This window comes from Neobacillus drentensis NBRC 102427 (assembly GCF_001591445.1).
GTDB lineage: Bacteria > Bacillota > Bacilli > Bacillales > Cytobacillaceae > Neobacillus > Neobacillus drentensis.
The window spans coordinates 98,904-122,491 of the sequence record NZ_BCUX01000017.1; the positions used below are offsets into that span (position 1 = coordinate 98,904).

General features: G+C 38.7%; 25 protein-coding genes. 8 read left to right on the plus strand and 17 right to left on the minus strand.

Features of this window, described 5'->3' with window-relative positions; genetic code table 11:
* Window positions 1–211: 211 nt before the first annotated feature.
* From BDR01S_RS10400 to BDR01S_RS10410, 3 genes are all read right to left on the minus strand, one after another.
* Entirely contained in the window at window positions 212–1,717 is a 1,506-nt protein-coding gene (locus BDR01S_RS10400) for a helix-turn-helix domain-containing protein (protein WP_066253720.1), read from the minus strand.
* A 78-nt stretch (window positions 1,718–1,795) separates the two neighbouring features.
* The gene (locus tag BDR01S_RS10405; RefSeq protein WP_066253718.1) at window positions 1,796–2,191 is read right to left on the minus strand and encodes a hypothetical protein; all 396 of its coding nucleotides are present in this window, start codon (window positions 2,189–2,191) and stop codon (window positions 1,796–1,798) included.
* Window positions 2,192–2,333: 142 nt separating this feature from the next.
* The gene (locus tag BDR01S_RS10410; protein WP_066253715.1) at window positions 2,334–2,915 is read right to left on the minus strand and encodes a TerD family protein; all 582 of its coding nucleotides are present in this window, start codon (window positions 2,913–2,915) and stop codon (window positions 2,334–2,336) included.
* A gap of 277 nt (window positions 2,916–3,192) precedes the next feature.
* On the opposite strand from BDR01S_RS10410, the gene BDR01S_RS10415 reads away from it, so the two are divergent.
* Window positions 3,193–3,567: a nucleotide excision repair endonuclease gene (locus BDR01S_RS10415; protein ID WP_066253712.1), complete on the plus strand. Its 375-nt coding sequence runs from the start codon at window positions 3,193–3,195 to the stop codon at window positions 3,565–3,567.
* Window positions 3,568–3,611: 44 nt separating this feature from the next.
* Here the strand turns inward: BDR01S_RS10415 and BDR01S_RS10420 are convergent, their stop codons facing one another.
* Both BDR01S_RS10420 and BDR01S_RS10425 read right to left on the minus strand, forming a co-directional pair.
* A complete protein-coding gene (locus BDR01S_RS10420; RefSeq protein ID WP_066253709.1) occupies window positions 3,612–4,643 on the minus strand; it encodes an ATP-grasp domain-containing protein in 1,032 nt (343 codons plus the stop codon).
* A 196-nt stretch (window positions 4,644–4,839) separates the two neighbouring features.
* Complete coding sequence (locus tag BDR01S_RS10425; RefSeq protein ID WP_066253706.1) at window positions 4,840–5,334, minus strand: flavodoxin domain-containing protein; 495 nt, start codon at window positions 5,332–5,334, stop codon at window positions 4,840–4,842.
* Window positions 5,335–5,538: 204 nt separating this feature from the next.
* Between BDR01S_RS10425 and BDR01S_RS10430 the strand changes: the two genes are divergently transcribed.
* Window positions 5,539–7,617 (plus strand): metallophosphoesterase family protein, encoded by a 2,079-nt coding sequence (locus BDR01S_RS10430; protein ID WP_066253702.1) that lies wholly within the window; start codon window positions 5,539–5,541, stop codon window positions 7,615–7,617.
* Between the two features lie 28 nt (window positions 7,618–7,645).
* Here BDR01S_RS10430 and BDR01S_RS10435 read toward each other — a convergent pair whose 3' ends face one another.
* The 6 genes from BDR01S_RS10435 to BDR01S_RS10460 all read right to left on the minus strand — a co-directional run bounded on the left by BDR01S_RS10435 (window position 7,646) and on the right by BDR01S_RS10460 (window position 14,295).
* Complete coding sequence (locus BDR01S_RS10435; RefSeq protein WP_066253700.1) at window positions 7,646–8,374, minus strand: response regulator; 729 nt, start codon at window positions 8,372–8,374, stop codon at window positions 7,646–7,648.
* Window positions 8,337–9,962 (minus strand): ATP-binding protein, encoded by a 1,626-nt coding sequence (locus BDR01S_RS10440; protein ID WP_066253697.1) that lies wholly within the window; start codon window positions 9,960–9,962, stop codon window positions 8,337–8,339. The genes BDR01S_RS10435 and BDR01S_RS10440 overlap by 38 nt, the downstream gene beginning before the upstream one ends.
* Before the next feature lie 81 nt (window positions 9,963–10,043).
* On the minus strand, window positions 10,044–11,570 hold the full coding sequence (locus BDR01S_RS10445) for a tripartite tricarboxylate transporter permease (RefSeq protein WP_066253696.1): 1,527 nt from the start codon (window positions 11,568–11,570) through the stop codon (window positions 10,044–10,046).
* Window positions 11,571–11,627: 57 nt separating this feature from the next.
* On the minus strand, window positions 11,628–12,080 hold the full coding sequence (locus tag BDR01S_RS10450) for a tripartite tricarboxylate transporter TctB family protein (RefSeq protein WP_066253692.1): 453 nt from the start codon (window positions 12,078–12,080) through the stop codon (window positions 11,628–11,630).
* Between the two features lie 76 nt (window positions 12,081–12,156).
* Window positions 12,157–13,185: a Bug family tripartite tricarboxylate transporter substrate binding protein gene (locus BDR01S_RS10455; protein WP_066253689.1), complete on the minus strand. Its 1,029-nt coding sequence runs from the start codon at window positions 13,183–13,185 to the stop codon at window positions 12,157–12,159.
* 192 nt (window positions 13,186–13,377) lie between these two features.
* Window positions 13,378–14,295, minus strand: coding sequence for an alpha/beta hydrolase (locus tag BDR01S_RS10460; protein WP_066253686.1), 918 nt, complete (start codon window positions 14,293–14,295; stop codon window positions 13,378–13,380).
* 170 nt (window positions 14,296–14,465) lie between these two features.
* Here BDR01S_RS10460 and BDR01S_RS10465 point away from each other — a divergent pair, with 170 nt between their 5' ends.
* Complete coding sequence (locus BDR01S_RS10465) at window positions 14,466–15,791, plus strand: alkaline phosphatase family protein (protein ID WP_066253682.1); 1,326 nt, start codon at window positions 14,466–14,468, stop codon at window positions 15,789–15,791.
* A complete protein-coding gene (locus BDR01S_RS10470; protein ID WP_066253678.1) occupies window positions 15,788–17,062 on the plus strand; it encodes an MFS transporter in 1,275 nt (424 codons plus the stop codon). Before BDR01S_RS10465 ends, BDR01S_RS10470 begins: the two co-directional genes overlap by 4 nt.
* A 286-nt stretch (window positions 17,063–17,348) precedes the next feature.
* On the opposite strand, the gene BDR01S_RS10480 is transcribed toward BDR01S_RS10470, so the two are convergent.
* Both BDR01S_RS10480 and BDR01S_RS10485 read right to left on the minus strand, forming a co-directional pair.
* The gene (locus BDR01S_RS10480; RefSeq protein ID WP_066253672.1) at window positions 17,349–17,606 is read right to left on the minus strand and encodes a hypothetical protein; all 258 of its coding nucleotides are present in this window, start codon (window positions 17,604–17,606) and stop codon (window positions 17,349–17,351) included.
* Window positions 17,607–17,765: 159 nt separating this feature from the next.
* A complete protein-coding gene (locus tag BDR01S_RS10485; RefSeq protein ID WP_066253670.1) occupies window positions 17,766–18,113 on the minus strand; it encodes a metal-sensitive transcriptional regulator in 348 nt (115 codons plus the stop codon).
* A gap of 232 nt (window positions 18,114–18,345) precedes the next feature.
* Here BDR01S_RS10485 and BDR01S_RS25745 point away from each other — a divergent pair, with 232 nt between their 5' ends.
* A complete protein-coding gene (locus BDR01S_RS25745) occupies window positions 18,346–18,507 on the plus strand; it encodes a hypothetical protein (RefSeq protein WP_169801432.1) in 162 nt (53 codons plus the stop codon).
* 100 nt (window positions 18,508–18,607) lie between these two features.
* Here the strand turns inward: BDR01S_RS25745 and BDR01S_RS10490 are convergent, their stop codons facing one another.
* The 3 genes from BDR01S_RS10490 to BDR01S_RS10500 form a co-directional block, all read right to left on the minus strand.
* Complete coding sequence (locus tag BDR01S_RS10490; protein WP_066253668.1) at window positions 18,608–19,084, minus strand: CBS domain-containing protein; 477 nt, start codon at window positions 19,082–19,084, stop codon at window positions 18,608–18,610.
* Between the two features lie 70 nt (window positions 19,085–19,154).
* Window positions 19,155–19,871, minus strand: a complete 717-nt coding sequence (locus BDR01S_RS10495) for a GTP pyrophosphokinase (RefSeq protein ID WP_066259937.1) — start codon at window positions 19,869–19,871, stop codon at window positions 19,155–19,157.
* Between the two features lie 38 nt (window positions 19,872–19,909).
* Window positions 19,910–20,575 carry a TetR/AcrR family transcriptional regulator gene (locus BDR01S_RS10500; protein WP_066253665.1) on the minus strand — a complete coding sequence of 222 codons (666 nt, stop codon included), beginning with the start codon at window positions 20,573–20,575 and terminating at the stop codon, window positions 19,910–19,912.
* A 297-nt stretch (window positions 20,576–20,872) separates the two neighbouring features.
* On the opposite strand from BDR01S_RS10500, the gene BDR01S_RS25750 reads away from it, so the two are divergent.
* Window positions 20,873–21,037 (plus strand): hypothetical protein, encoded by a 165-nt coding sequence (locus BDR01S_RS25750; protein ID WP_169801433.1) that lies wholly within the window; start codon window positions 20,873–20,875, stop codon window positions 21,035–21,037.
* A 181-nt stretch (window positions 21,038–21,218) separates the two neighbouring features.
* Window positions 21,219–21,656 carry a hypothetical protein gene (locus tag BDR01S_RS10505; protein ID WP_066253662.1) on the plus strand — a complete coding sequence of 146 codons (438 nt, stop codon included), beginning with the start codon at window positions 21,219–21,221 and terminating at the stop codon, window positions 21,654–21,656.
* A 162-nt stretch (window positions 21,657–21,818) separates the two neighbouring features.
* On the opposite strand, the gene BDR01S_RS10510 is transcribed toward BDR01S_RS10505, so the two are convergent.
* Window positions 21,819–22,391, minus strand: coding sequence for a DNA-3-methyladenine glycosylase I (locus BDR01S_RS10510; RefSeq protein WP_066253661.1), 573 nt, complete (start codon window positions 22,389–22,391; stop codon window positions 21,819–21,821).
* A 200-nt stretch (window positions 22,392–22,591) separates the two neighbouring features.
* Between BDR01S_RS10510 and BDR01S_RS10515 the strand changes: the two genes are divergently transcribed.
* Window positions 22,592–23,413: a Cof-type HAD-IIB family hydrolase gene (locus tag BDR01S_RS10515; protein WP_066253659.1), complete on the plus strand. Its 822-nt coding sequence runs from the start codon at window positions 22,592–22,594 to the stop codon at window positions 23,411–23,413.
* Window positions 23,414–23,588 lie beyond the last annotated feature (175 nt).

The following is a 23,588-nucleotide window of genomic DNA, read 5'->3' on the forward strand; positions in this document are numbered from 1 at the left end:
ACAGAAAATATTTTTAGTTCTATTGTTATTTTTTTAGATAGTTTGTCTTATTAACTATAATATCTTTATAAATAAGATATTATTTTTAGGCGCAATTTTATAAAAAATGACCCAATCATTTTCCTGACGGGTCGACTATCTTCATTATTTTAACGAACACAAACATAGATCTTCATTTTTCATTATATCTCCCAAAATAAATGACTAAAAATCAGTCGGTCTCCTTCTCGCTTTTAAACATTTTCACTTTATTCATGCGAAATTCTCTTGGAGAAGTACCTGTTAATTCCTTAAACATCCGGCTAAAATAATTAGAATTTTGATAGCCTGTAAGGTTTGAAATTTCATTAATTGATTTGTTCGTTTCAATCAGTAAGCGTTTTGCTTCCTTCATTCTTATTGCCGTCAATAATTCTGTAAAGCTTGAACCGGTTTTAGTATTTATCATATGGCTGAAATAGGAGGGATTTCGGTCAACATACAGGGCCACATCTTCGAGCCTGAGTGAACTATTGGAAAAATGAGTCTCCATAAAGGATATGCCGCGTTCAATCGGATCTTGTTTATGTCTTGTGCTATTCGCGGCACCTATAAACAATTTTTGGATAAATAAGATGAGATTTTGAACCGTACGGTAAAGTACCTTGTCGTACAAAATTGAATTGAAAATATAGCGGTACTCCAGTTCATAGCTTTGGCTCTCGTCTAAGTTATTGGTCTTCATAAATCTTCTAACCTGCGCGAGAATACTCGTAAGCTGAATTCTTACTAATCCTGGATCCGGAAATGGTTCTTGCAATTGCAAAAATTCCTCGTATAGCCACTTTTTTATTTTTTCTAAATCGGCATTTGTTAGCATGTCGACCCATACTCTCTGTTCTGGAGGTGCTAAAAAAGGGTCAATATGAATCCATTCCGGTGATTGTTCGAATTCAACTACTTGGCGATAGCCTTTATAATAGGTGAAATCCAGCATTTTTCGGGCCTGAAGGTATTTTTGATTCAAGCCCATTGCCACAGAATTTCCTTTATGGACAACGATGGCAAGCGGGTCAGAAAATTCCTCCTCCCATTTTCTCATTGCCTTTTGACACTGCTCTGTTAAATGACCCGTTTCCTTAAACAAACTTACGACCATATCGTCGATTGCAAAAATACCCTGGACTCCCTTGAAAGGAAATTCTTTTAAGAAAGAATGCAATGATTTTATCTTTCCGTTACTTTCCGTTTGAAAAGCCGCGATATGAAAATTTGCTGAGTCAGAAGGTTGCGAAATAAATAACGCTTCATATGATATGTCCTTATATGTATTGGGAATGAGTATTCCGTCTGCTGGATTTTTTGTTCCAAGTTTTCTTGAGGCTTTATGGAAAGCTGATGTAACCTTAGTCGGCGCTAAAGGTTTAATCATTAAATCTAACGCTTGCATGTCAATGGCGAGGCGAGCTTTTTCAAAGGTTCCCTCTGCGGAAGTTAACAGTAATACCGGATTATAGATGTGAATTAGGTCACGGAAAGTGGACCAATCCTCCTTAGAGATCATATCAAGTTCGATTAAGACAACGTCCGGCCTTTCTTGTTCAAATCTAACGACAAATTCTCGGTAATTAGAAGCCACTCCTATATTTGTGACAGGTATCGAAGACGTTTTTAACAGCCATTTTAATCCCTCACGTTCATTCAAATCGCGATCGGCTATCAGCCACTTTCCTTCCATCGTCCTGTCCCACTTTCTTTCCCATTTCTTTTAAAAAGATAATATGTATTCACTAAATTTATATCTTCGCTGCCGATTCTACGCCTTATTTTGCCGATTGGAGAAAATTATCCCGAAAACCATGCTGATTAAAATAGCCATTAAATAAATAGTTCCTGTGGAAATCGCCAGGAAATTGATGATCATTCCGAAGCTTTTATTAACCAGACTTAACATAATCCCCTTAAAAACAGGTGTGTAAATGATGAGATAAGGGATGAGCACTAAAGGAACAGCCAGCCAATTATGACCGATTATACTTTTGGTCAATAGAAAAGAAATGATTGCTAGCAACACAGCCAATCCGTAAACAAACCAATTGATGTATTGAAGAGCACGTTCCGGCTGGTCGAAGAACGCTAATATATTGAGACATATAACCCAAATGATTGCAAGAAAAATCGCGAGAACCTGTGTTTTAAACAAAATTTTCATATTAAATCCATCCTCAAATCAAAATAAAATAATTATCTCCACCATACCCCAAACCAAAATCCCTGTCCATTTTAGATTTTCTAAACAAAGAAAAAGGACAAAAGGGTCAATCGACCTTTTTTGTCCTTTTGTTTTTACCATCTTAACCTACGTTTAGACCAAAGTCTGTTGCGATGCGTGCTAATCCGCCTTGGTAACCCGAGCCGACGGCAGAGAATTTCCACTCGCCATTATGGCGGTATAATTCTCCTACAACGATGGCAGTTTCAATCGAGAAGTCCTCCCCTAAATCATAACGAATGAGTTCCTGGTTAGTTTCTTCATTTACGATTCGGCAGAATGCATTAGATACCTGTCCAAAATTCTGACCGCGCGCTTCTCCATCATGAATCGTAATAACAAAAGAGATTTTCTCCACTTGAGTAGGAACTGCACTAAGATTTACTTTTACCTGCTCATCATCCCCGTCACCTTCTCCTGTGCGGTTATCACCTGTATGTACCACGGAACCATTTCCGCCTTCAAGCTGGTTGTAAAACACAAAGTCCTTTTCAGAAGTAACCTTTCCATTAGCTCCTAATAAGAAAATACTCGCATCTAAATCGAAGTCATTTCCACCATCATAACGATTGGTATCCCAGCCTAGACCTACTACCACTTTCGATAAACCAGGATTTGTTTTCGTTAAATCAACCTTTTGACCTTTAGACAATGAAATAGCCATAAAAAAACACCCTTTCACTCTTAAATTTTATGTCCCCTTCTATTATAAATAGAAAGTTACTAAAAATCGAACTCTACGAAAGATTATTTTACTTAAAAGGAATAATTTTCTACCATTATTTACACACATTTAATTCAAAGAGTTAGTTTTCACCGGTTTTGAGTAATGAAAAATGGTTAAAATAAGATTGTCAAATATTATTGAGGTAGTTTGTGCTATAATGAACTGTTAGCAAAACGGGGACACCGTTTATTTTACGCAAGGAGCGATTTTCTTAATGATAAAAATTGAAATACCTAATCCTGATATAGTGATTACAAAGAAAAATCAAGTTGGAGAAAAAGTGGAGGCACCAATAAGCAGCGTTTATGGATTTACTGATTATAATAAAATCCCCAGAGACAAAGGTGGGATTATTTTATTTTCAAACGCAAATGATGAACTATTATTTGTAGGTAAAGCCAGGAAATTGCGCCCGCGCGTCAAGAAACATTTTGAAGATACCGTTTCGCCAATTAAGCTACATCGAGATGAAGTTTATCGGATTGCAGTATGTGTTGTGGAAGATCCAGTGGAAAGAGAAATTTACGAAACTTATATTATCAATACATTACAGGCAAAATATAACGTCGATAAAGTTTTTTATAAATAAAATAGGGAAAAGAGCGGGTTGGAAAAAGCCAACCTGCTCTTTTTTTAACTAATATCCCCATATCTTAGAATCATTTCTTTTTCAATATGACTTGCCCGAATGCCAAACCTTGGCTGGACCAGTTCTACCTCTTCGCCAAGTAAAATCTTAATGGCCTGGTAAGGAATGTTAATTCCAGACAAACAACTAATGTGCATTCCACCGCTCATTCGCGGATTAATTTCCAATAATTTTGGCACACCATGGTTGTTGTATTTCACCTGAATATTGAATACATATGGCAACCTAAACTCCTGATGAAAATCGTGAGCTAATTTAATGAGTTCCGCCTGTTCCACAAGCTCCCTCACTCTTCCATCCCCCTTCATCCGAGGAATCGCAGCATACAATTTTTCATGGGAAGATAGGCAATCAATACTATATTCTCTTCCTTCAAGGTATTCCAACACCATTAAATCAGGAAATGTATCTTGCTGGCTCAAAATTTCGCAGGCATGGGCATAGGGAATACGGAAACCAATTCCATGATTGAAAAACTGGTCAATGGAAACGATTTGGTCGATTATGACCCGAAATCCGTTGGCACCTTCGCCTATCACCGGTTTAAAACAAACCGTATGGCCTTTTTCCTTAAGTTTTCTATATGCCATCTTAAAATCATCAATATTATTAACGACATAATAATCTGGTATTAGAGAATTGGCTGTCCCGCTTGAAAAAATTTGATAGGTATCTGCTTTATTATCCATTGTCTCCATAAGCTTTGCATCCGGACAAACTAGCACTTTAACACCCAAAGCCTCAAACTCACTTAGCCTTTTTGAAATGAGGACATTTTCTTTCCGTGGGACAAAAATATCGATTCCGTGCTTCTGACAAAAATCAAGACAAAAATCAATATATTCCTCACCGGATATATCTGGCTCCACAAAGGCGTAATCACAATTTTGTAAATATAGGGCATCTTTGTTCGGATGTGTCCCATAAATGATAAATTTGCGGTTATCTTCATTGACCCGAATCATATCAATGTAATGGGAAACCGTTGTAAACCATCTGTTAAACCAAATCTTCATTTGAATCCTCTTCCTTGTTGTATTAAGACCTTTTTCATTATTATCCAACTTGTTCTTTTTTATAAGCAAAATTTGACAAATAAATCCACCCAAGCGGGTGACTCGTCGAAAAATAGATAAAAGTCCTGTAGGTGAACACAAAAAAACGTCCTGCAAAAGCAGCAACGTTTAATACGTATAAGCCTCAATCTAATCTCTATACAACGCTTTTAATATGATTTAATTTGGATGCAAATTCCTTGATGGCCTCATAATCTAAATTAGATTGATCGATGGTTGCACCGCTCACTTTTTTGACAATTTGTTTTTCTAGAAAATTCATTTCTGATAAGAGAAATTCTCCGCCAAATAATCCCATTGCGGCGGAATTTTTGCGCAATTCTTGTGGAAAGGCATTGTTAAATTGCTCAATCGCGCTCTCACCATCATGCATGCAGCAAAGAAAAAGACCAACGTCCTTCTCCAAAAGAGTGTCCAAATTGTTCTTGATAAACTGTTTTATTTTCCGTTGAATATTCCCTGCATGAATCGAACCGCCAATAATAACGGTATCAAATTTAGCCAGATCAAACTTTTCTTTGTCCCGCTTCAAATCCACCGCTAAAACTTTTCCTTCAAGACCTTCAGTTAAAAAACTAACTGCTTTTTCTGTAGTCCCATGGGATGAGCAATACACAATTAAACATTTCATGTTCTATACCCCTCCTTCATAATCCATTACAAAAAAACCGGCACATTTACTTGCAATCGTGCCGAGTATGAAGATTTACTCTCATTATATAACTAAACTAAAACTCGCCCCGTGTAAATATTAGCAATATTATTACAATTCACATTGGTGTCAAGCACCAATTCCTTGAATAAAATGGAAGGAATTAATAGATGAGGTGGAGATATGAATCTTTTTGAGTTTCCTTTGATCTTATCCGGTCCTATTTTACGAAGAGTTGAACCGACACGTATTTATATTTGGATTGCGACTAGCAAACCGTATCAGATAAATGCTGAATTATATAAAATTGATAACATCAGCGGGGATCAGGATTATCATTATCACACTCTCGAGACTGTTAATGAATTGACCACGATAAAGCTGGGAAAACAACTATATATAAATCTCGTAAAAGTCACGCCGATGAACGGAACCTTTCCCTTAGATACTCTTCTTGGTTACAACTTACAGTTCGAACGCAATTCTGAGTTGCATGATTTAGAGAGTCTACAACTTCTTACCCCTGATCATCCCGAATCAATTGTATATGGTACCTTTAAATACCCTACTTTTCATATAAAAAGCGGGGAAACGAAGAGCAATATCCTATATGGCTCTTGTCGAAAACTCCATGGTGCTGGTGAAGATACTCTCGCCCTTGCCGATACTATTCTTAAGCAAGAATATGAAAATATTAATAATCGTCCTGACTCTCTATTTCTCATGGGAGATCAAATATATGCCGATGATGTTGCCAATCCAATCATTAGGATAATTTCCAGTTTAGGTGATGCATTAATAGGACAAACGGAACCCCTTCACCAAGTCGACAGCCGTCTTGATCGAGAACCTTTCCGCACAGCACTCACCCAGATTAACGGCAGACAATATATCATTGAAAACTTATGCCAATTTACTTCCTCACAATCACAAAACCATCTAATGAAACTGGGCGAATTTTCTGCCATGTATTTATTATCCTGGAGTCCTGTGCTCTGGGAGGCAGCACAGGAGCAGCATTTATTTCAATCTTTTGACGAAGCGAAAAATGACAATTTGATCCATTTTGTCTTTCCGAATGAAGAGCGGAATCGAAAGGAATATAAGACGGATCAAAATCAACTCAAGTCTCGCTATCTCGAACAAGAGGAAACATTGATAACCACTCCTCCATCCCTTTATTCGGTTCGAAGGCTGCTCGCCAATATCCCAACCTACATGATCTTTGATGACCACGACATTACCGATGATTGGAACATAACAGCCAACTGGAAAACCAATGTCTTTAATGCACTTTTAGGCCGGCATGTAATTGCCAATGGGCTCACCGCTTACTGGGCCTTTCAAGGCTGGGGGAACGATCCGGATACCTTTGAAGATGACTTTCTTCAACTCATGAAGTCCTATTTGAAAACATTACGGAATGGGAACATCCTAACTTCAAAACATGAAAAATGGGTTATAAACCTATGGAACTTCAATTCTTGGCATTTTGTCGCACCTACCCACCCTAAAGCGGTTTTTCTAGACACACGAACACAACGGGAGTATGATTTAGAGCCCCAGCCAGTGAAATTCGGTCAAATCATTGAAGAAACAACCAGTACACCACAGCTTCTTAGTGAAATTGGCTGGTCACATGTAACAAACAAGTTACTCACCAGCGACTGGAATAGGAAAACTCCACTGATTGTTGTCTCAGCGACACCCGTTTATGGCATGGGTCTAATCGAGTCCTTCCTGCACGATTTTGTTTATCCTTTTAAAGTTCTAGGGGTAGATGTGCAAACATCCTTTGATTTCGAAGCGTGGAAATATAACGGCAGAGGCTTCACCGAATTACTCAACCAAGTGGCGGAGTGGAATCCCTCACAGTGTATTTTTCTATCAGGTGACGTCCATTATGCCTCCGCCGTCAAAGCCACAGTAACATTTGCCGATGGCCGAGAGCTGGATGTCCACCAGTTTACGAGCAGCCCTTTTAAAAATATGAGTTTTTCCGGTATTTGGGGTTCAATGATGAAAACGGTGATTACCGTCAATTCTATGAAAAGAAAGAAGAAGGATATCCACCGCATTTGTGACCCTTCTTATACGATTACACATGTGGACGAGGAGGATGTTTCTAGACCATTTTTATGGAAGGATCAATTAAGGTACCAGTTTTTGAGAAATAGCTCAATAATCGAAACCAACAACAATCTTGGACTTTTGTCGATATCAGCAGAGCAAATTTCCAATAATCTCCACTCTAAACGTTAAGAAGGCTCCATTTGAGCCTTCTTTGTTTTTAATGATTATGTTGTTTGGATGCGCCTTTTACCAAATAAACCCGTTCAGGACGACCCACGGTTCCATAGGATAAATCCGCGGCAATTTTCTCCTCGGCCATTAGATGTTCTAGATATCTTCTGGCTGTTGTTCGGCTGGCACCTATTTCTTTGGCCACCCATTCCGCCGTTAACCCGCAATCAACCTTTGAAAGGACCTCCAAAACCTTTTCAAGTGTAAGCGGATCAATCCCCTTCGGCAGGTATGGTTTTTCACTTAGAGATGGTTCTATTTCTTTTCGCAGCAGCTTGTCCACCTGCCGTTGGGTAACATCGAGATTTTCACTCCTCATTTCCACTAGCTTTGTATAATATTCCTGATACCTCAGCAGCGATTGTTTGAATCTCTCAAAAACGACCGGTTTAATAATATAATCAAACACACCAATGCTGATCGCCTCTTGAACCTTATCAATCTCTTTTGTGGCGGTAATCATGATGACATCCATTTGTTTACTTTGCTGCTTTGTTTCCTTAAGCAAATCAATACCATTCATGTCTGGAAAATATACATCCAACAAAATAAGGTCTGGTTGTAATAAATCAAGATAAGTCTTTGCTTCTAGATAACTAGCTGCAATACCGACTGTTTGGAAACCAGCAATCTGTTCAATAAATCGTTTTTGAATTTCTGCAATCCGTAAGTCATCCTCAACTATTAACACTTCGATATCCGAATTCCGCTTCATTCAAACACCCCCTGTGTTTTGGTATCGCTACTGTGAAGATTGTCCCTTCACCTTCTTGACAGGAAAAAGTAATATATCCGCCTAATCCCCTTATCGACTCCTTAACAAGACTTAACCCGATTCCGGCATTGCTGTGATGACTTTTGGTCGAAAAGCCAGCTTGAAAAATTTGTTCACCCATGCTCGTGTCAATACCTTTCCCGTTATCCTCAATTTCGATAATTAGGTCTTTTCCTAAGTCTGTTAGAAACAAAGAAACTTTCTTTTGTTCCTTCTCATTCTCTCTGACAGCTTCAAAAGCATTATTAACAAGGTTACCGATTATTGTCACTAACGCATCTCTACTGATTTCCGCTGGAATATCCTTAAAGCTGCTCTCGCGGTCGATAGTAAAATTAATTTTTAACTCACTGGATAAACTAGCTTTACCTAAAATAAATCCTGCAATGATAGGGTCAGGAATTTCCTTCATTAAGAAGCTTATGAAACCCTGTGTGACATCCACTTCCTTGGAAATGAAATCAATCGCTTCTTTATAGGATCCAAGCTGAATCAAGCCAAGAAGTGTGTACAAACGGTTTGAATATTCATGTGTCTGAGCGCGTAAGCCTTCTGCATATGCCTTCACATGGGACAATTCCTGCATTAGATTGGAGAGCTCCGATTTATTTCTGAAGCTGGCAACAGCCCCAATTACTTCTTCCTTTTTATTAAAAATAGGAATACGATTCACCAAGAAGACCTCGTCTGAAATGGTCAATTCCCGATCATACTCCGCTTGCTCCGTCCGAACCACCTCATAAAGATGCGTATTTTCAAGTACATCATCAATCCTTTTGCCACGGAGCAGCACGTCATTCGGTACCTTGAGAATTTTATGTGCGGTTTCATTGACGACTGTAATTCGCCCGTCCGTATCAATGGCGATAATCCCCTCATGGATGGATTCTAAGATGGCATGTTTCTCCTGGTACATCCAAGCGATTTCTTTTGGTTCCAGTCCGAAAATCGCTCGTTTAATATTTAAAGAGATTAATAGTGCAGCTAGTAATCCTCCAAGTAAAATAATCATCGTTGTAATAAAAATTTTACTTCTAATCTTTGCAACTTCTTTTTCAATATCCGTTTGAAGATATCCTACTGAAACGACACCAATTATTTTGCCAGCACTAATAATAGGAGCTTTTCCCCGTAGAGAGGGCCCAAGGGTTCCAATCGATTCAGAGATGACCGATTCTCCTTTAAATACTCGGGCATTATCCCCGCCAACCATTTTTTGTCCAATTCGGTTAGGCTCTGGATGAGAATAGCGTATTTCGTTTCGATTTCCGATAACAATAAATTCCGCACCAACCTGTTTTCTTATTTTTTCTGCTAGCGGTTGAATAATGGCAGCCGGGTCGGAACTAGAAAAAGCTTTTTGAATCTCTGGCATATTGGAGATGGACTGTGCCACAGATAAGGCTTTCGTTCCTTTTTCGTGTTTAAGATTGGATTCCATAATATTTTTAAAAGTTATTTCAAAAATCCCGCCGATAAGGATGATTAATATAAAAATACCCAACATTAATTTTGTATGTAATCGCATACAAGCACCTCTACTTACATCATATAGAAAAAAACTCCTTAGAAAAAGGAGTTTTTTGTAATAATCTGAAATTTACATTATTTAAGCTTCTTCATTTATAACGACACTTTTTCCTCTCATTTTCATAATGACCGGAATAACTAGCCAAAGAACGGTCATAATTAAGAAACCTAAAGAAATTGGGCGGGTGAAAAACGGTCCAAAATCTCCATTTGAAATCGTTAAGGCCCTGCGCAGATTATTCTCAATCATTGGACCCAGTACAAGTCCTAACACCAATGGGGCGATTGGGTAATCATGTTTATTTAGAAAATAGCCAACTAAACCGCAACCTACTAGTAGTAACAGATCATTAACCGAAACTTGAACCGCATAAACACCGAAAATAGAAATGGCAATAATAATTGGAATCAAATATTGCTTGGGTGTCTGAATGATTTTTGCAAACACCTTAACGAGCGGAAGGTTGAGAATTAACAACATGATATTTCCAATAAACATACTAGCAATCAACCCCCATGCTACCTGGGGATGATCTTCAAACAATAACGGTCCGGGCTGAACATTATACATCATCAGTGCCCCCATCAGGATCGCAGTAGTACCTGATCCAGGGATACCTAATGTTAATAATGGGATCATTGCTCCTCCTGAGGCGGCATTATTCGCAGATTCTGGTGCTGCCACACCGGCAATTGCTCCTTTTCCAAATTTCGATGGGTCTTTGGAAATCTTTTTTTCTAAAATATAAGAAAAAAAGGATGCGAGAGTTGCGCCTGCACCGGGTAAAATCCCGATAAAGAATCCTAAGATCGACCCTCTGGCAATCGGTCCGGCAGACTCTTTCAACTCTTCTTTAGAAGGCAGCAAATTATTAATCTTTGCCATTTGTGTATCTTCTTCCTCTTTTTCTAAGATGGTTTTGAAAACTTCCCCAAGGGCAAATAATCCTACGGCAATCGTCAAGAATTCAATTCCTTGGTATAACCAGGGAATATCAAAAGTGAAACGGCCGATCCCTGAAACATTATCAATACCGATCGTAGCTAGCAGCAGCCCACTTACGGTCATAATTAATGCTTTTGTAACAGACTTTCCAGCCAACCCACTAACAGCTCCGAGTCCTAGGAGCATAAGCGAGAAATATTCAGCAGGTCCAAATTTTAGCGCTAGATCTGATAAAGGTTTCGCTAAGGCAATAAGCGCGATCAACGTAACAATTCCAGCCACAAACGAACCGATCGCAGCAATCGATAATGCACTCCCTGCTCGTCCCTTCTTAGCCATCTGATATCCATCCAATGTTGTGACTACCGACGAAGACTCTCCCGGCGTATTTAATAGAATAGAAGTAGTTGAACCTCCATACATGGCTCCGTAGTAGACACCGGCAAGGAGAATAATGGCACTAGTTGCCGCTTGCTCCGGGGGAAGCCCTCCCGTAATGGAAGCGGTAACAGGAATAAGCAACGCAACTCCGCTCATCGGACCAATCCCGGGTAATACCCCGACAGCGGTCCCAATCAAAACTCCAACAAAAGCAAAAAGTAAATTATACCAAATAAGTGCCGTACCGAAACCGTGCAGCAAATAATCAAGAGTATTCAATCCATTTCCCCCTTTCATTCGAAAAAAACATGGTGCCTGACACCATCATTACCTCGACTAAAACCAAATGGGCCACCCTGGAAGTGTTCCTTTTAATACTTCGACAAAGATGAAATAGACAAGTCCAGAAAAACAGCCGGCGATGATTAGTGAGGTCAGCCATTTTGCTCGTTCCATTGTCTGAAAGCAGACAAAGAGAAATACAAAGGTTGTAATTACATAGCCAACAGATTCTAGTGTTAAAATATAAACCAATGTGGCGATCAAGACGATGAGAAAAGGCTTATACTGCAATTTTTCATTTTTCTTTTCCTGCTTTTTTCCGTTAAATGTTTCATAAAATAATCGAATGCTTAAGATTGCTAACATTATTCCGAGAAAAAACGGAAAAATATCCGGGCCAACGACACTTCCATAGGAAGAACTTGCAATACTTCTGCTTCCGATAATAAATAAAACGGCTACAGCCAGAAACAATATCGCAGCGATGCGATCAAATTTAATGTCCATCCACGATTCTCCCCCATCCAACTTTTTCAAAAAAATATAAAGGAAGGAGAAAGCCGTTCCTTCCCTCTTGGATTACCTACTTCTGCATTCCTAATGCTTCTAATAATTGCTGTACTTGTGTTTCCTGATCAGCTAAGAACTTTTTAAAATCTGCCCCATTTTTATACTCTAACTCCCAGCCTTGTGTCTCAACTTCTTTTTTCCATTCCGGGGATTGAACTAACTTATCAATGGCTTTTTCCCAATAAGCTTTTGCTTCTGCAGACATTTTTTCTGGGCCAAATACACCGCGCCAAATCGTAAATTCCGCTTCTACACCTTGTTCCTTGGCAGTAGGAACATCTTTAAAATCGCCTGACAAACGTTCCGCTGAGGTAATTGCCAGCACTCGAACCTTTCCAGCTTTAAGGAATTCTTTTACACTCGATGCATCAGTTCCAATAACATCTGCGTTTCCTCCAAGTAAGGCCGTAATCGCTTCGCCACCGCCGTCATAAGAAACATATTTAATTTTGGTTGGGTCAACCCCATATTTAAAGGCTGGTAGAATGGAAACTAAGTGGTCCATCGAGCCTGGTGCGGAGCCACCGGCAAACGTTAACTTCGTTGAATCCTTCTTCACTTCTTCAAGGACTGATTTTAGATCTTTAAATTTTGAATCAGTTTTAACAACAATTGCACCGTAGTCTTTCGTAAGCTGTGCTAATGGCGTTGTATTCTTATACCCGTATGGGCTATTTCCTTCCTTCTTTAAATTGTTAATAATAATCGGCGGCGAATTGACAAAGAGCATGTCGTTATTTTCCACCTGCTGGGTTGCATATTCAGCCATAAAAACCGCTCCACCGCCGCCAGGCTTATTCTCAACTGTTAACGGCTGCTTGACTAGCTTGGTTTCACTTAATACTTTTGTGAACGAGCGAGCAGTTAAATCCCAGCCTCCACCAGCTCCAGATGGAGCAACAACGCTAATGGCTTTTGTTGGATAACCGGTTCCTTCCTCTTTTTTACTTGTACTTGCTGTCTCTTTACTGCTGCAAGCCCCCAAACTTAATGCCAAAGCACCTGCACACATTACTGCTGAAATTCTTTTGATCGAAAACATTTCATTTCCCCCTTTGTAAACGTTTTCTTAATTTTACAAAAATTCCGAGGATTTAATAGATTATTCATTTAAACAGCATTAAAAACTTAACTACCATTTTGTTCATAATGTTCATGGCGGTAAATAGTGTCTACATAACGTAAAAAACTCCTGCATCATAACGTAACGTTGCGATGCAGGAGTTTTTGGTTTTCAAATATTGAAGACTTTCTTTATATAATCACCCATCTCATTGATAGCTTTTTTCGCCTCAGGTAATCTAGGACCACTAATCTGCCAAACATGCCACATTCCATCCCAAACTTTTAAGGAAACCTTCACACCTGTCTTACGTGCTTGGCGGGCGAGCAATTCCGCGTCGCTTTGCAATATTTCATGATTCCCTGCCTGAATATATATAGGCGGTAAGCCAGTCAGATCGGCAAAGACAGGGGAAATGAGCGGATGATCGAGGGGGTTCTCCTTCCCCGCATACATCCGTGCTGCATCTTTTACGCCAGGTAGTGTTAAATACGGATCCACTTCACTGTTCTTCCGGTAGCTTTCCCCGCTGCTTGTTAAGTCGACCCAAGGTGAGAGACAAACAATCGCACGAGGGAGCGGTTCATTTTGATCTCTTAAAACCAACGTGGCAGCCACGCTTAACCCTCCTCCTGCAGAATCACCGACAAAAATAATATTAGAAGGTTGATAACCTTGACGCAAGAGCCAACGATACACATTGACAGCGTCGTCAATGGCAGTTGGAAATGGATGTTCCGGCGCCAGACGGTATTCTGGAAAAAGGACTTTTACTCTAGCCGCTTTTCCAATGCTTGCTGCCAGTGGTCTGTGCGTATTAGCTGAACAAAATGCATAACCTCCCCCGTGTAAATATAGGATTACCTTGTCCTCCACTAAGTTTTCGGAAGAAAGCCACTCAGCGTATAAGCCTTCAATCTGAAGCTTCTCCACCTTGCAGTTTTTCGGGAGTTTTCCTAATTTTCTTGCCACCGTGTCGAGCATCTGCCGCTGTTCATCCATCGCCCGATTAGAAATACCCTTCCTCAGCGCTCTTTTTACCGATAGTTTAATTCCATTTTCGAAGAAATAACTTCGAATACTTGGCATCTCCACACCTCCATTATCCAAAATTTTCTAATATCATTATACTAGAAAAACCTTTTGATAAATCTATGCTTTTAAAAAATTTTGTAAATATTCTGTAACAAATCTCCCATTTCCTCCTGCCTGTAGTACAATTATAGTAACTGGCAGATATTTTCGGAGGTATTCATTTTATGAATCGATTGACCGACCATTTAATTATCATTTCCTTTGATTGCCTTTCAGCCTTAGATATTCCCATCTTAAAAGAACTTCCCCACTTTCAGACCCTATTAAAAAACGGAGCTTATGTAGAAAGTGTTGAATCTATATATCCTTCGGTCACCTATCCATGTCATGCCACGATCGTGACAGGTAATTATCCAAACCGACATGGAGTAATTAATAATACTCTTCTGCAGCCAGGCATGGCATCTCCCGATTGGAATTGGTACAGAGATCGTATTCGTTGTACGACTTTATATGACGAAGTAAAAAAAGCAAATATGACGACAGCCGCCCTATTATGGCCAGTTACAGCAAAAGCAAAGATTGACTATAATATGCCCGAAATTTTTGCAAACCGCCCTTGGCATAATCAGATTCTTGTTTCGCTGCTGAGTGGCAGTCCCCGCTTTCAGTGGGAGCTAAATAAACGCTACGGTCATATTCGGAAAGGCCTTAACCAGCCGTCATTAGATGATTTCGTCTTGGAATCAACTGTTGACACGATTAAGTCAAAGAAACCGAATTTATTGATGGTCCACTTTACCGATTTAGATACACAGCGCCATTATCATGGCTTTTCATCTGAAGAAGCAATCGCAGCCATTCATCGCCACAACCTGCGACTCGGGAGAATTCTTGAAGCGTTAAAGGAAAGCGGAATCTACGAAAACTCCACGATAGTGGCCTTAGGAGATCATAGTGCGTTAGATGAAAATAAAGCAGTCAACCTTAATGTTCTTTTCCATGAGCAAAATCTAATCACCTCTAATGGAAAAGGGACAATAATTAATTGGAAGGCTTATTGTAAAAGTTGTGATGGCTCTGCATATATTTACATTAAAGATCCACACGACTTAGCAACATATGAAAAAGTAAAACGATTACTAGAATCTTTATGTAATGATCCTAAAAATGGAATTGAAAGCGTTATTATTGGCGAACAGGCTGCTGAAAGAGGAGCCGATGGAACATGTGCCTTTATGGTCGAGGCCCAAAAAGGATTTTACTTTTTAGAAGACTTTGAGGGGGAATTTATCAAAACCATCACAAAGGAGGACGTAATCACTGATCATAAATACACGTTAGCTTGTCATGGCTATTCACCCGAGAAAGAAAATTATGGGACTATTTTTATCGCAGCAGGAAAAGGGATAAAATCTATCACCCTGCCTTCTATCCGCCTCATTGATGAAGGTCCAACCTTTGCTAGGCTTCTAGGAGTTAATTTAGGCCAGACAGATGGAAGGGCTATTGAAGAAATCTTGGAAATTAAAAAGGGGGAAAATCTATGAGTCGGATGTCAAAGGAAGAAAAAGGCTGGGTGTTCTATGATTGGGCTAACTCTGCTTATTCAATCCTAATCACAACAGCCATCTTCCCTTTGTATTTTAAGGCGGCGGCGAGTCAAGCAGGACTTGAAGGCTCCACTTCGACTGCTTATTGGGGATATGCTAATTCGTTTGCCACCCTGCTTATTTCCCTTTGTGCCCCAATATTAGGAAGTATCGGGGATTTCAAAGGATTTAAGAAACGGTTTTTCACTTTTTTCTTTGCATTAGGGATTATCTTTACCTTACTGCTTGCGGTTGTCCCTACAAATCAATGGCTATTATTATTAATTTGTTACATGATTACCGTTATCGGTTTTGGGGGAACCAATATTTTTTACGATGCCTTTCTTGTCGACGTAACAACGGAAGATAAGATGAATCAGATTTCTTCACGAGGCTATGCAATGGGTTACATCGGAAGCACCATCCCGTTCATCATCAGTATTGCCCTAATAATATTATCGCAGCAAAACATTCTCCCCTTCTCCGTTACAGTCGCAAGTAAGGCTGCATTTGCGATTACCGCCTTATGGTGGGGCTTATTCACGATACCGATGCTGAAAAATGTCAAGCAGGTTTATTATAAGGATCCGGTACCAAATCCTATTTCCAATGGCTTTAAACAGCTGTTTGAAACATTTAAGAAAATTAAATTGTATCGTCCCTTGTTTCTATTTTTAATTGCTTATTTCTTTTACATTGACGGAGTGAATACGATTATTACCATGTCGACAGCCTACGGGTCTGACTTAGGAATTACTTCTAATAACCTGCTGATTATCTTGTTTGCGACACAGGTTGTTGCCGCACCCTTTGCGATTTTATATGGGAAGCTAGCTGATAAATTTAAAGGCAAAACCATGCTGCTGGTGGGAATTTTTGTGTATATAGTCATTTGTACGTATGCGTATTTCTTAAAAACTACCTTAGATTTTTGGATTTTAGCGATGCTTGTGGCATCCTCACAAGGTGGTATCCAGGCGTTAAGCCGCTCCTACTTTGCCAAACTTGTTCCAAAGGAACATGCTAATGAGTTCTTTGGCTTCTATAGTATTTTTTATAAATTTGCAGCGATATTAGGACCTTTCCTGGTTGGTTTTACCGCACAGATGACAGGCAATACCAACAGCGGAGTGTTCAGCTTAATTGTCCTATTCATCATTGGCGGCATCATCCTCCTTCGTGTACCTGAAACAAACAATCTCTCAAAATCAAATTCTATCACTTTATAAAAAAAACTAGACCTCATGCTGAGGTCTAGTTTTTTTGAGCGCGGATGCTAAAAGTTGGGCACTTTTGTTGATTCGCTGATTGAACCTGGAAATTCGCTGATAGAACTTGTAAATTCGCTGATAGAACCTAGAAATTCGCCGATAGAACTTGTAAATTCGCTGATAGAACTTAGAAATTCGCCAATAGAACCCCTCAATGGGCGAATTTTTGAATTTTATAAGCTAATCCCGCGCTTCAATGAGCGAATACAAATCTACGAACCTACAATTCTAAAAAAAAAAGCGTTTATTTTTTACTTTTAATTAAATGTACGATTCCCCCGCCAATAATGGAACCGGCTGCAGCTGCACCAAAAATCATTACATAAATGCGCTCAGCTAAATCCGCCATTCCTTCGCCCGGGAAAATAAATACCTTTATAACTGTAATAATTGCTGCAAAAAAAAAGATAATAGCCGGACTCCAGATGATCCAGCTGGCGTCAATTTTTATTAAAATAAATGGTAAGACCAGTCCTATAAGAAATATCACCAAGAAAAACATATCCACCCACCTTTCCTTGTAGATAGTATATTCTTAAATGGATTGACCGTTCTATCAAAGATTTATTCTCCACAAAAATAAAGCTGGGAAGCTACTCAGGTAGTGAGCTTTCCAGCTTTGAGATTAGTAATTAATATCCTAGTAACATCAATAATCGGATTACTTTTTCATTAATTTTTGAATAGTTACCAGTACCTCGTCTAAAACTTCAAAATCACCTTCCTGAATTCTTTCGACAACACAGCTCTTCATATGACCTTCAAGCAGTATTTTGGCGACGCTATTTAAGGCGGATTGAGTGGCAGAAATCTGGTTAATTACATCATCACAATAGGTATCTTTTTCAATTAAGCCTTTTATGCCGCGAATTTGTCCTTCTATTCGATTTAGTCTTGTGACAAGATTATTTTTTACTTTATCCGGATGATGGCTCTTGCGATCACTGCCTTCATGTGAGCAGCAGTTATCATCAAAAAGTTCCTGTTCATTCCCAACTTCATTTGACATACGTCCGTCCGCCTCCTTTTTGGGATAATTATAACATAACTTGGGAAAATGTCCGGCTGTAATGTAGATTCCTCACCTTTCCTTCGCTTCATACATATGTATAAGAAATCATTTATTTTCGCATCTAAAGGAATTTTAATATTTTTTAACTTTTCTGATTATTTATTCTGGCTTTATTTACTTTTCTTCATATATAATATTTACAAAACTATTTTGAAGGGTGTTGGTTAATTTGGCAAACAATGCTGAAGCGAAAAAAATCTCTGTTAATTCGACCATTTCTTTAAAAGGAATTGTAAAAGCCATTTTCAACGATACCGTTCATGTGCAAATAGGCGGGAAAATTATTACGCTCCCGGCATCAGAGCTCCTGCTTGAAAAACCAGTCCAATAATTTAGTCATTTCTTGCTTATGATATTGCAACATTATATTTTTCCCAAAGAAGCCCTTCATTTCGAAATGAAGGGCTTTTTATTATTTTTATATAAAAAAATCAGTTCAATTCATTAATAATTGTTTCTTGAATTCTGCGAATGACATCTCCCCTGCTAATTACACCAACTACATGATTGGACTTATCAACAACAGGAAGTTTTTTAAAATGATGCTTCGACAATAGCGAAACAACTTTTTTCATTTCATCCTGAGGATAGACCGTTAAGATTCCGTGGGTTTTTGCAATCCTAATTACTTCCCTGTCAGCCAATTCACTTAGACGATCCTCCAATCCTTCCTCTGCAACATATGTGATTAAAGAGAAATAATCATGAATCCGACGATCTACTGGGCTGATCGCCCGCAAAATGTCTCCATCGGTTACAATTCCACGAAGGACACCATTCTCATCGATAATCGGTAGCCCACCAATTTTCTCCCTAACAAACATGGTCATTACCTCTTTAATCGAAGTACTTGGACTAGCTGAAATAACTTCCTTCACCATAAAATCCTTTACTTGATCATTTATCATATCGACACCGCTTTCTTTAGGTAATAAACGTTAACAGGTATATACCAGTTAAAATATGCCACTTAAATTTTTACTTTTTAGGGCGGAGTGGTTCTAAGAATGGAATATGAATGTTATCTTTTTCTATAGTCAATACCATGTGCTCTCCGTCCTCTTCTTGATTTGCATGCTTAATATCTATTATGTCTTTGTGAAGCCTTTCCATTTTCCGATCAAGTTCTGCTGCCATTGTGGCAGCTTCTTTTAATTCATCTATCATATGTCCGGGAATTTCCTGGTTATATTTATAATAGATTTTGTGTTCTAAGCTTGCCCAGAAATCCATCGCAATTGTCCGAATTTGTACCTCTACATTCGTTGTTTCCACTCGGTCAGACATGAAGATCGGAATTTCTAAAATTAAATGAAGACTTTGGTAACCATTGGGCTTCGGATTTTTTATATAATCCTTATAATCAACCACTCGTATGTCTTTTTGATTATCGAGCATCTTACTCAATTTATATATATCTGAAATAAAGGAACATGTAATCCTAATACCCGCAATATCTCTGATTTTTTCTTTAATGACTGGTAATGAAAAGTCATAGCCTTTCCGATAGACTTTCTTTAAGATACTTTCTGGTGATTTCAACCGTGATTTTACATGTTCTATTGGATTATAATCATGAATATAATTAAACTCTTCTTTAAGAATGTTAATTTTAGTGTTCATTTCGTCTAACGCAAACTTATAAGCCATCATAAACCTCGTCAGTTCAACCTTAAGAGCTTTAAGTTCTTTCATGTCAATACTATGTTCAAAGTTCACCAGTTACTTCCTCTCTAGCTGTTATTTCGATTATTCGTTTCATCCGCATGTTGCAATTGCTGCAGGACATTTGGTGGAAAAACCATCCGGCAAATTACTTTCGAAATTTCTTGAAAATCCGCTCTTTTGCCAGTTTGTCTCTCTTTCTCATGACCATTTTCCACGATGACTAAAATTGCCCACGAGACAGTTTCTAAATCTAGATCCTCCCAGGTCAATCCTTTTTCCTCCGCTTGTTTTAGCCCTAATAAAATTCTCGAATGAATTTTCCTTCGTGCCTCACCCAAAAATTCAGCAACACTAGGATCTTTCAGCACTAGCTCAGGCAGCACACGCTGTATCCCTAACTCATTAAGGCGTTTATTATGGGCTTCTAAAAGCGATGATAATAATGAGACAGGATCACAAGAAACCCAGGTCGGTTCAGGCGGCAATAGCTTGTCTAATTTATCCTCTAATAATGACATTAAAAGTTGACGTTTATCTGAAAAATATCGATAAAAGGTACCAGTAGCAACCCCTGCATGGGCAGCAATTTCCTTAGCTGTCGTTTGCTCATACCCCTTGGAAATAAACAAAGTCTGTCCACTTTCAAGTAATGCATTTCTTTTTTGCTGCGCCCGTTCCTGTTTTGGAAGAAAGGGAAATTCACCAATCATTAAGTCATCATGGTCTGGCATTTTATCACCTCAAATATATCATACCACTATTTTAAAATTTGAACCACAGTTCATGTTTTTTGTTGACAGACCACTTCAATAATGAGATACTTGAACTACGGTTCATGTTAGCTCTCTATTATTGTTTAACACCCCTTTGCAAAATAGATGGATCGGAACATGACCGATTTTTTTATAAAAATTCCTTTGCTTTTGCAGGAGATTATCATATCTTTTTCGAATAACTTAATGTATCTTTATTGATTTTACTGTTCAAAGCTTATACTCTTCTATCAATTTTCGAAAGGCGTTGATCATGTGGCAAACCAATCTGAATCAAAAAAAGTCTCTGTCAATTCAACCATCTCCTTAAAGGGAATTGTGAAAGCCATTTTCAACGACACGATTCATGTTCAAATTGGCGGCAAGATTATTACATTGCCCATTTCAGACTTCGCGCTTGATAAACCTGTCCAGTCATAAGCAAGCCTTAGAAATGCCAATTAAGCCCATCACGGTTGTGATGGGCTTTATTTTTGTAAAATGAGGAGCATCCTTCTATGAATTTCATAATATACAAAGATATCCTTTAGCTGCATAGAGTTCTGTCCTAATCATGATCGTTGTCCATGAAGAGTTTAATATGAGTAGGTTGTGAAAAACGTTGAAAAGTAGTTGCGACTTAGAAAATAGCCTACAAACAGTTATAACCATCCAACGAACGATTGATATTATTACGGCGTTTTTATTATTAACCGGTCAAGTAACAGTTGTTAGACTTATCGTAGAACCAGGAGGATTTGCTCTTTCGGTCGGGGGACCGCTAACAGGTATAGAGCGTTTAGAAGGTAAATCCGGAAATAAAACATTGAGTTTGTTATTGGACTTTGGGGATATCCTTTTAGCTATACTATTGATTAGTGATCAGACCAATGTGTCAGGTATCTTTTTAGGTCCAGGAAGATTTAGCTTTAATATTACCGGACCTATTTTTGGGGTTGCAAAACACGAACCTACCTTGCCTGATTTAGAAAAAGTCTTTACACAATTTCGCTGGATTGTCTCTGACCATTTTAATATCGATCCCGAAATTCTATTCTAATATAAAAGGAAGTGGTCATTATGTCCTTAACAGACCTCCCAACGTTCGAGCCATCAAAAGCAGAGATTTTTCTGTTTTTATTGTCGATTTCCATCTTCATCTTTTTCTTTACACAAACTAAAGAAAGCGATCTATCCCAGATGGGATAATCGCTTTTTTCCTTTAATTCTGCATTTGAACAGCTTTTTGATAACATCCACAGGTGACAATATGATCATTCACCATGCCTGTTGCTTGCATAAATGCATAACAGATAGTCGAGCCAACAAATTTGAAGCCGCGCTTCTTTAAATCCTTACTTAATTTATCGCTAATATCCGTAATAGCCGGAACATCTTTCATTTCACGGAAGTGGTTTTGAATCGGCTTACCGCCCACAAATGACCATATGTACATTCTAAATGAACCAAACTCCTCCACAACTTTCAAAAACGCATGTGCGTTGGTAATAACTGCATTGATTTTTAACTTATTACGGACAATTCCTTCATTATGTATCAGTTCTTCGATTTTCTTTTCATCATATTGGATAATTTTTTCCGCTTCAAAGTTATCAAAGGCTTGTCGGTAGTTCTCTCGCTTTTTTAAAATCGTATACCAACTAAGGCCAGCCTGTGCTCCTTCGAGATTTAAGTACTCAAACAGCAGCCGATCATCATAAACAGGAATTCCCCATTCCCGGTCGTGATATTCAATATATAATGGGTCCTGATTAACCCAACCGCATCGATTCATTTTTGAAGTGCCTCCAGTACTTGCTTTAGTTTCATCACTTACGTTCACTTAAGTATGACACATTTTAAAAAAAATAAGAACTTCCCCTATTCAAAATTATTCTGCCCGCTAATAATTGGATTCAATTGTTTATACGTTTTTCACTAGATTTATAGTAAGATAGTTAAATGAAATATAATGTATAAAGGAGAATATCACGAATGCCTTATCAAATGATTGTACTTGATTTAGACGATACACTTTTACAGGACGATCATACCATTTCAGAACGCACAAAGCGTGCCCTTATGGATGCACAAGAATTAGGTGTGAAAGTGGTGTTAGCTTCCGGCCGTCCAACCTCAGCCATGTATGCTATTGCGGAAGAACTTCGTTTGAATCATTACGGAAGCTTTATCCTTTCGTTCAATGGTGCGAAAATAACCAACTGCCAAACTGGTGAGGAACTGTTTAGCAGCACGTTATCACCCGACGTAGTTAACCATTTATATGAACTAAGCCGACGCGAAGATGTATGGATCCATACGTATGTTGGAGACCAAATCATCACCGAGGCTGGAAACCAATTCACCACTATTGAAGGAGAGATTACTGGCTTAGAAGTAGTGGAGGTTGGAAGTTTTGTGGGAGCAGTCTCCGAACCTGTGGTAAAAGTCCTTATGCTTGAAGAACCTGCCAAACTAGCTATGCTTGAAAAAAAACTGCAGGAAGAGTTAGCAGGTCAGCTTAGTGTCATGCGCTCTAAGCCATTCTTTTTAGAATTTACAGAGCAAGGCGTCACGAAAGGTACCAGCCTTAGCCAATTGATTCAAAAACTAGGGGTTAAGCGCGAAGAAGTCATCGCCATCGGGGATAGTTATAATGACCTGGCGATGATAGAATTTGCCGGGCTTGGTGTTGCGATGGGGAATGCTCCAGACGACATTAAAGAAAAAGCTAACTTTGTGACCGACACCAACATGAATGATGGTGTCGCAAAGGTTGTAGAAGAATTCGTACTAAAAACACCTTCTCTTGTTTAAAAATAACATACCAAACCAACGATTGGAATTTGTTCACCGGTTTACTTTAGAGGTGCAAACATTGTAAAAAACATAGGAAAACGCACTTGAATTGAAGTGACCCCCTTGAGTTGGACAAATAGATCCAACTTAGGGGGTTTTTTATTGATATATCAACATATTAGCGAATTTTAAC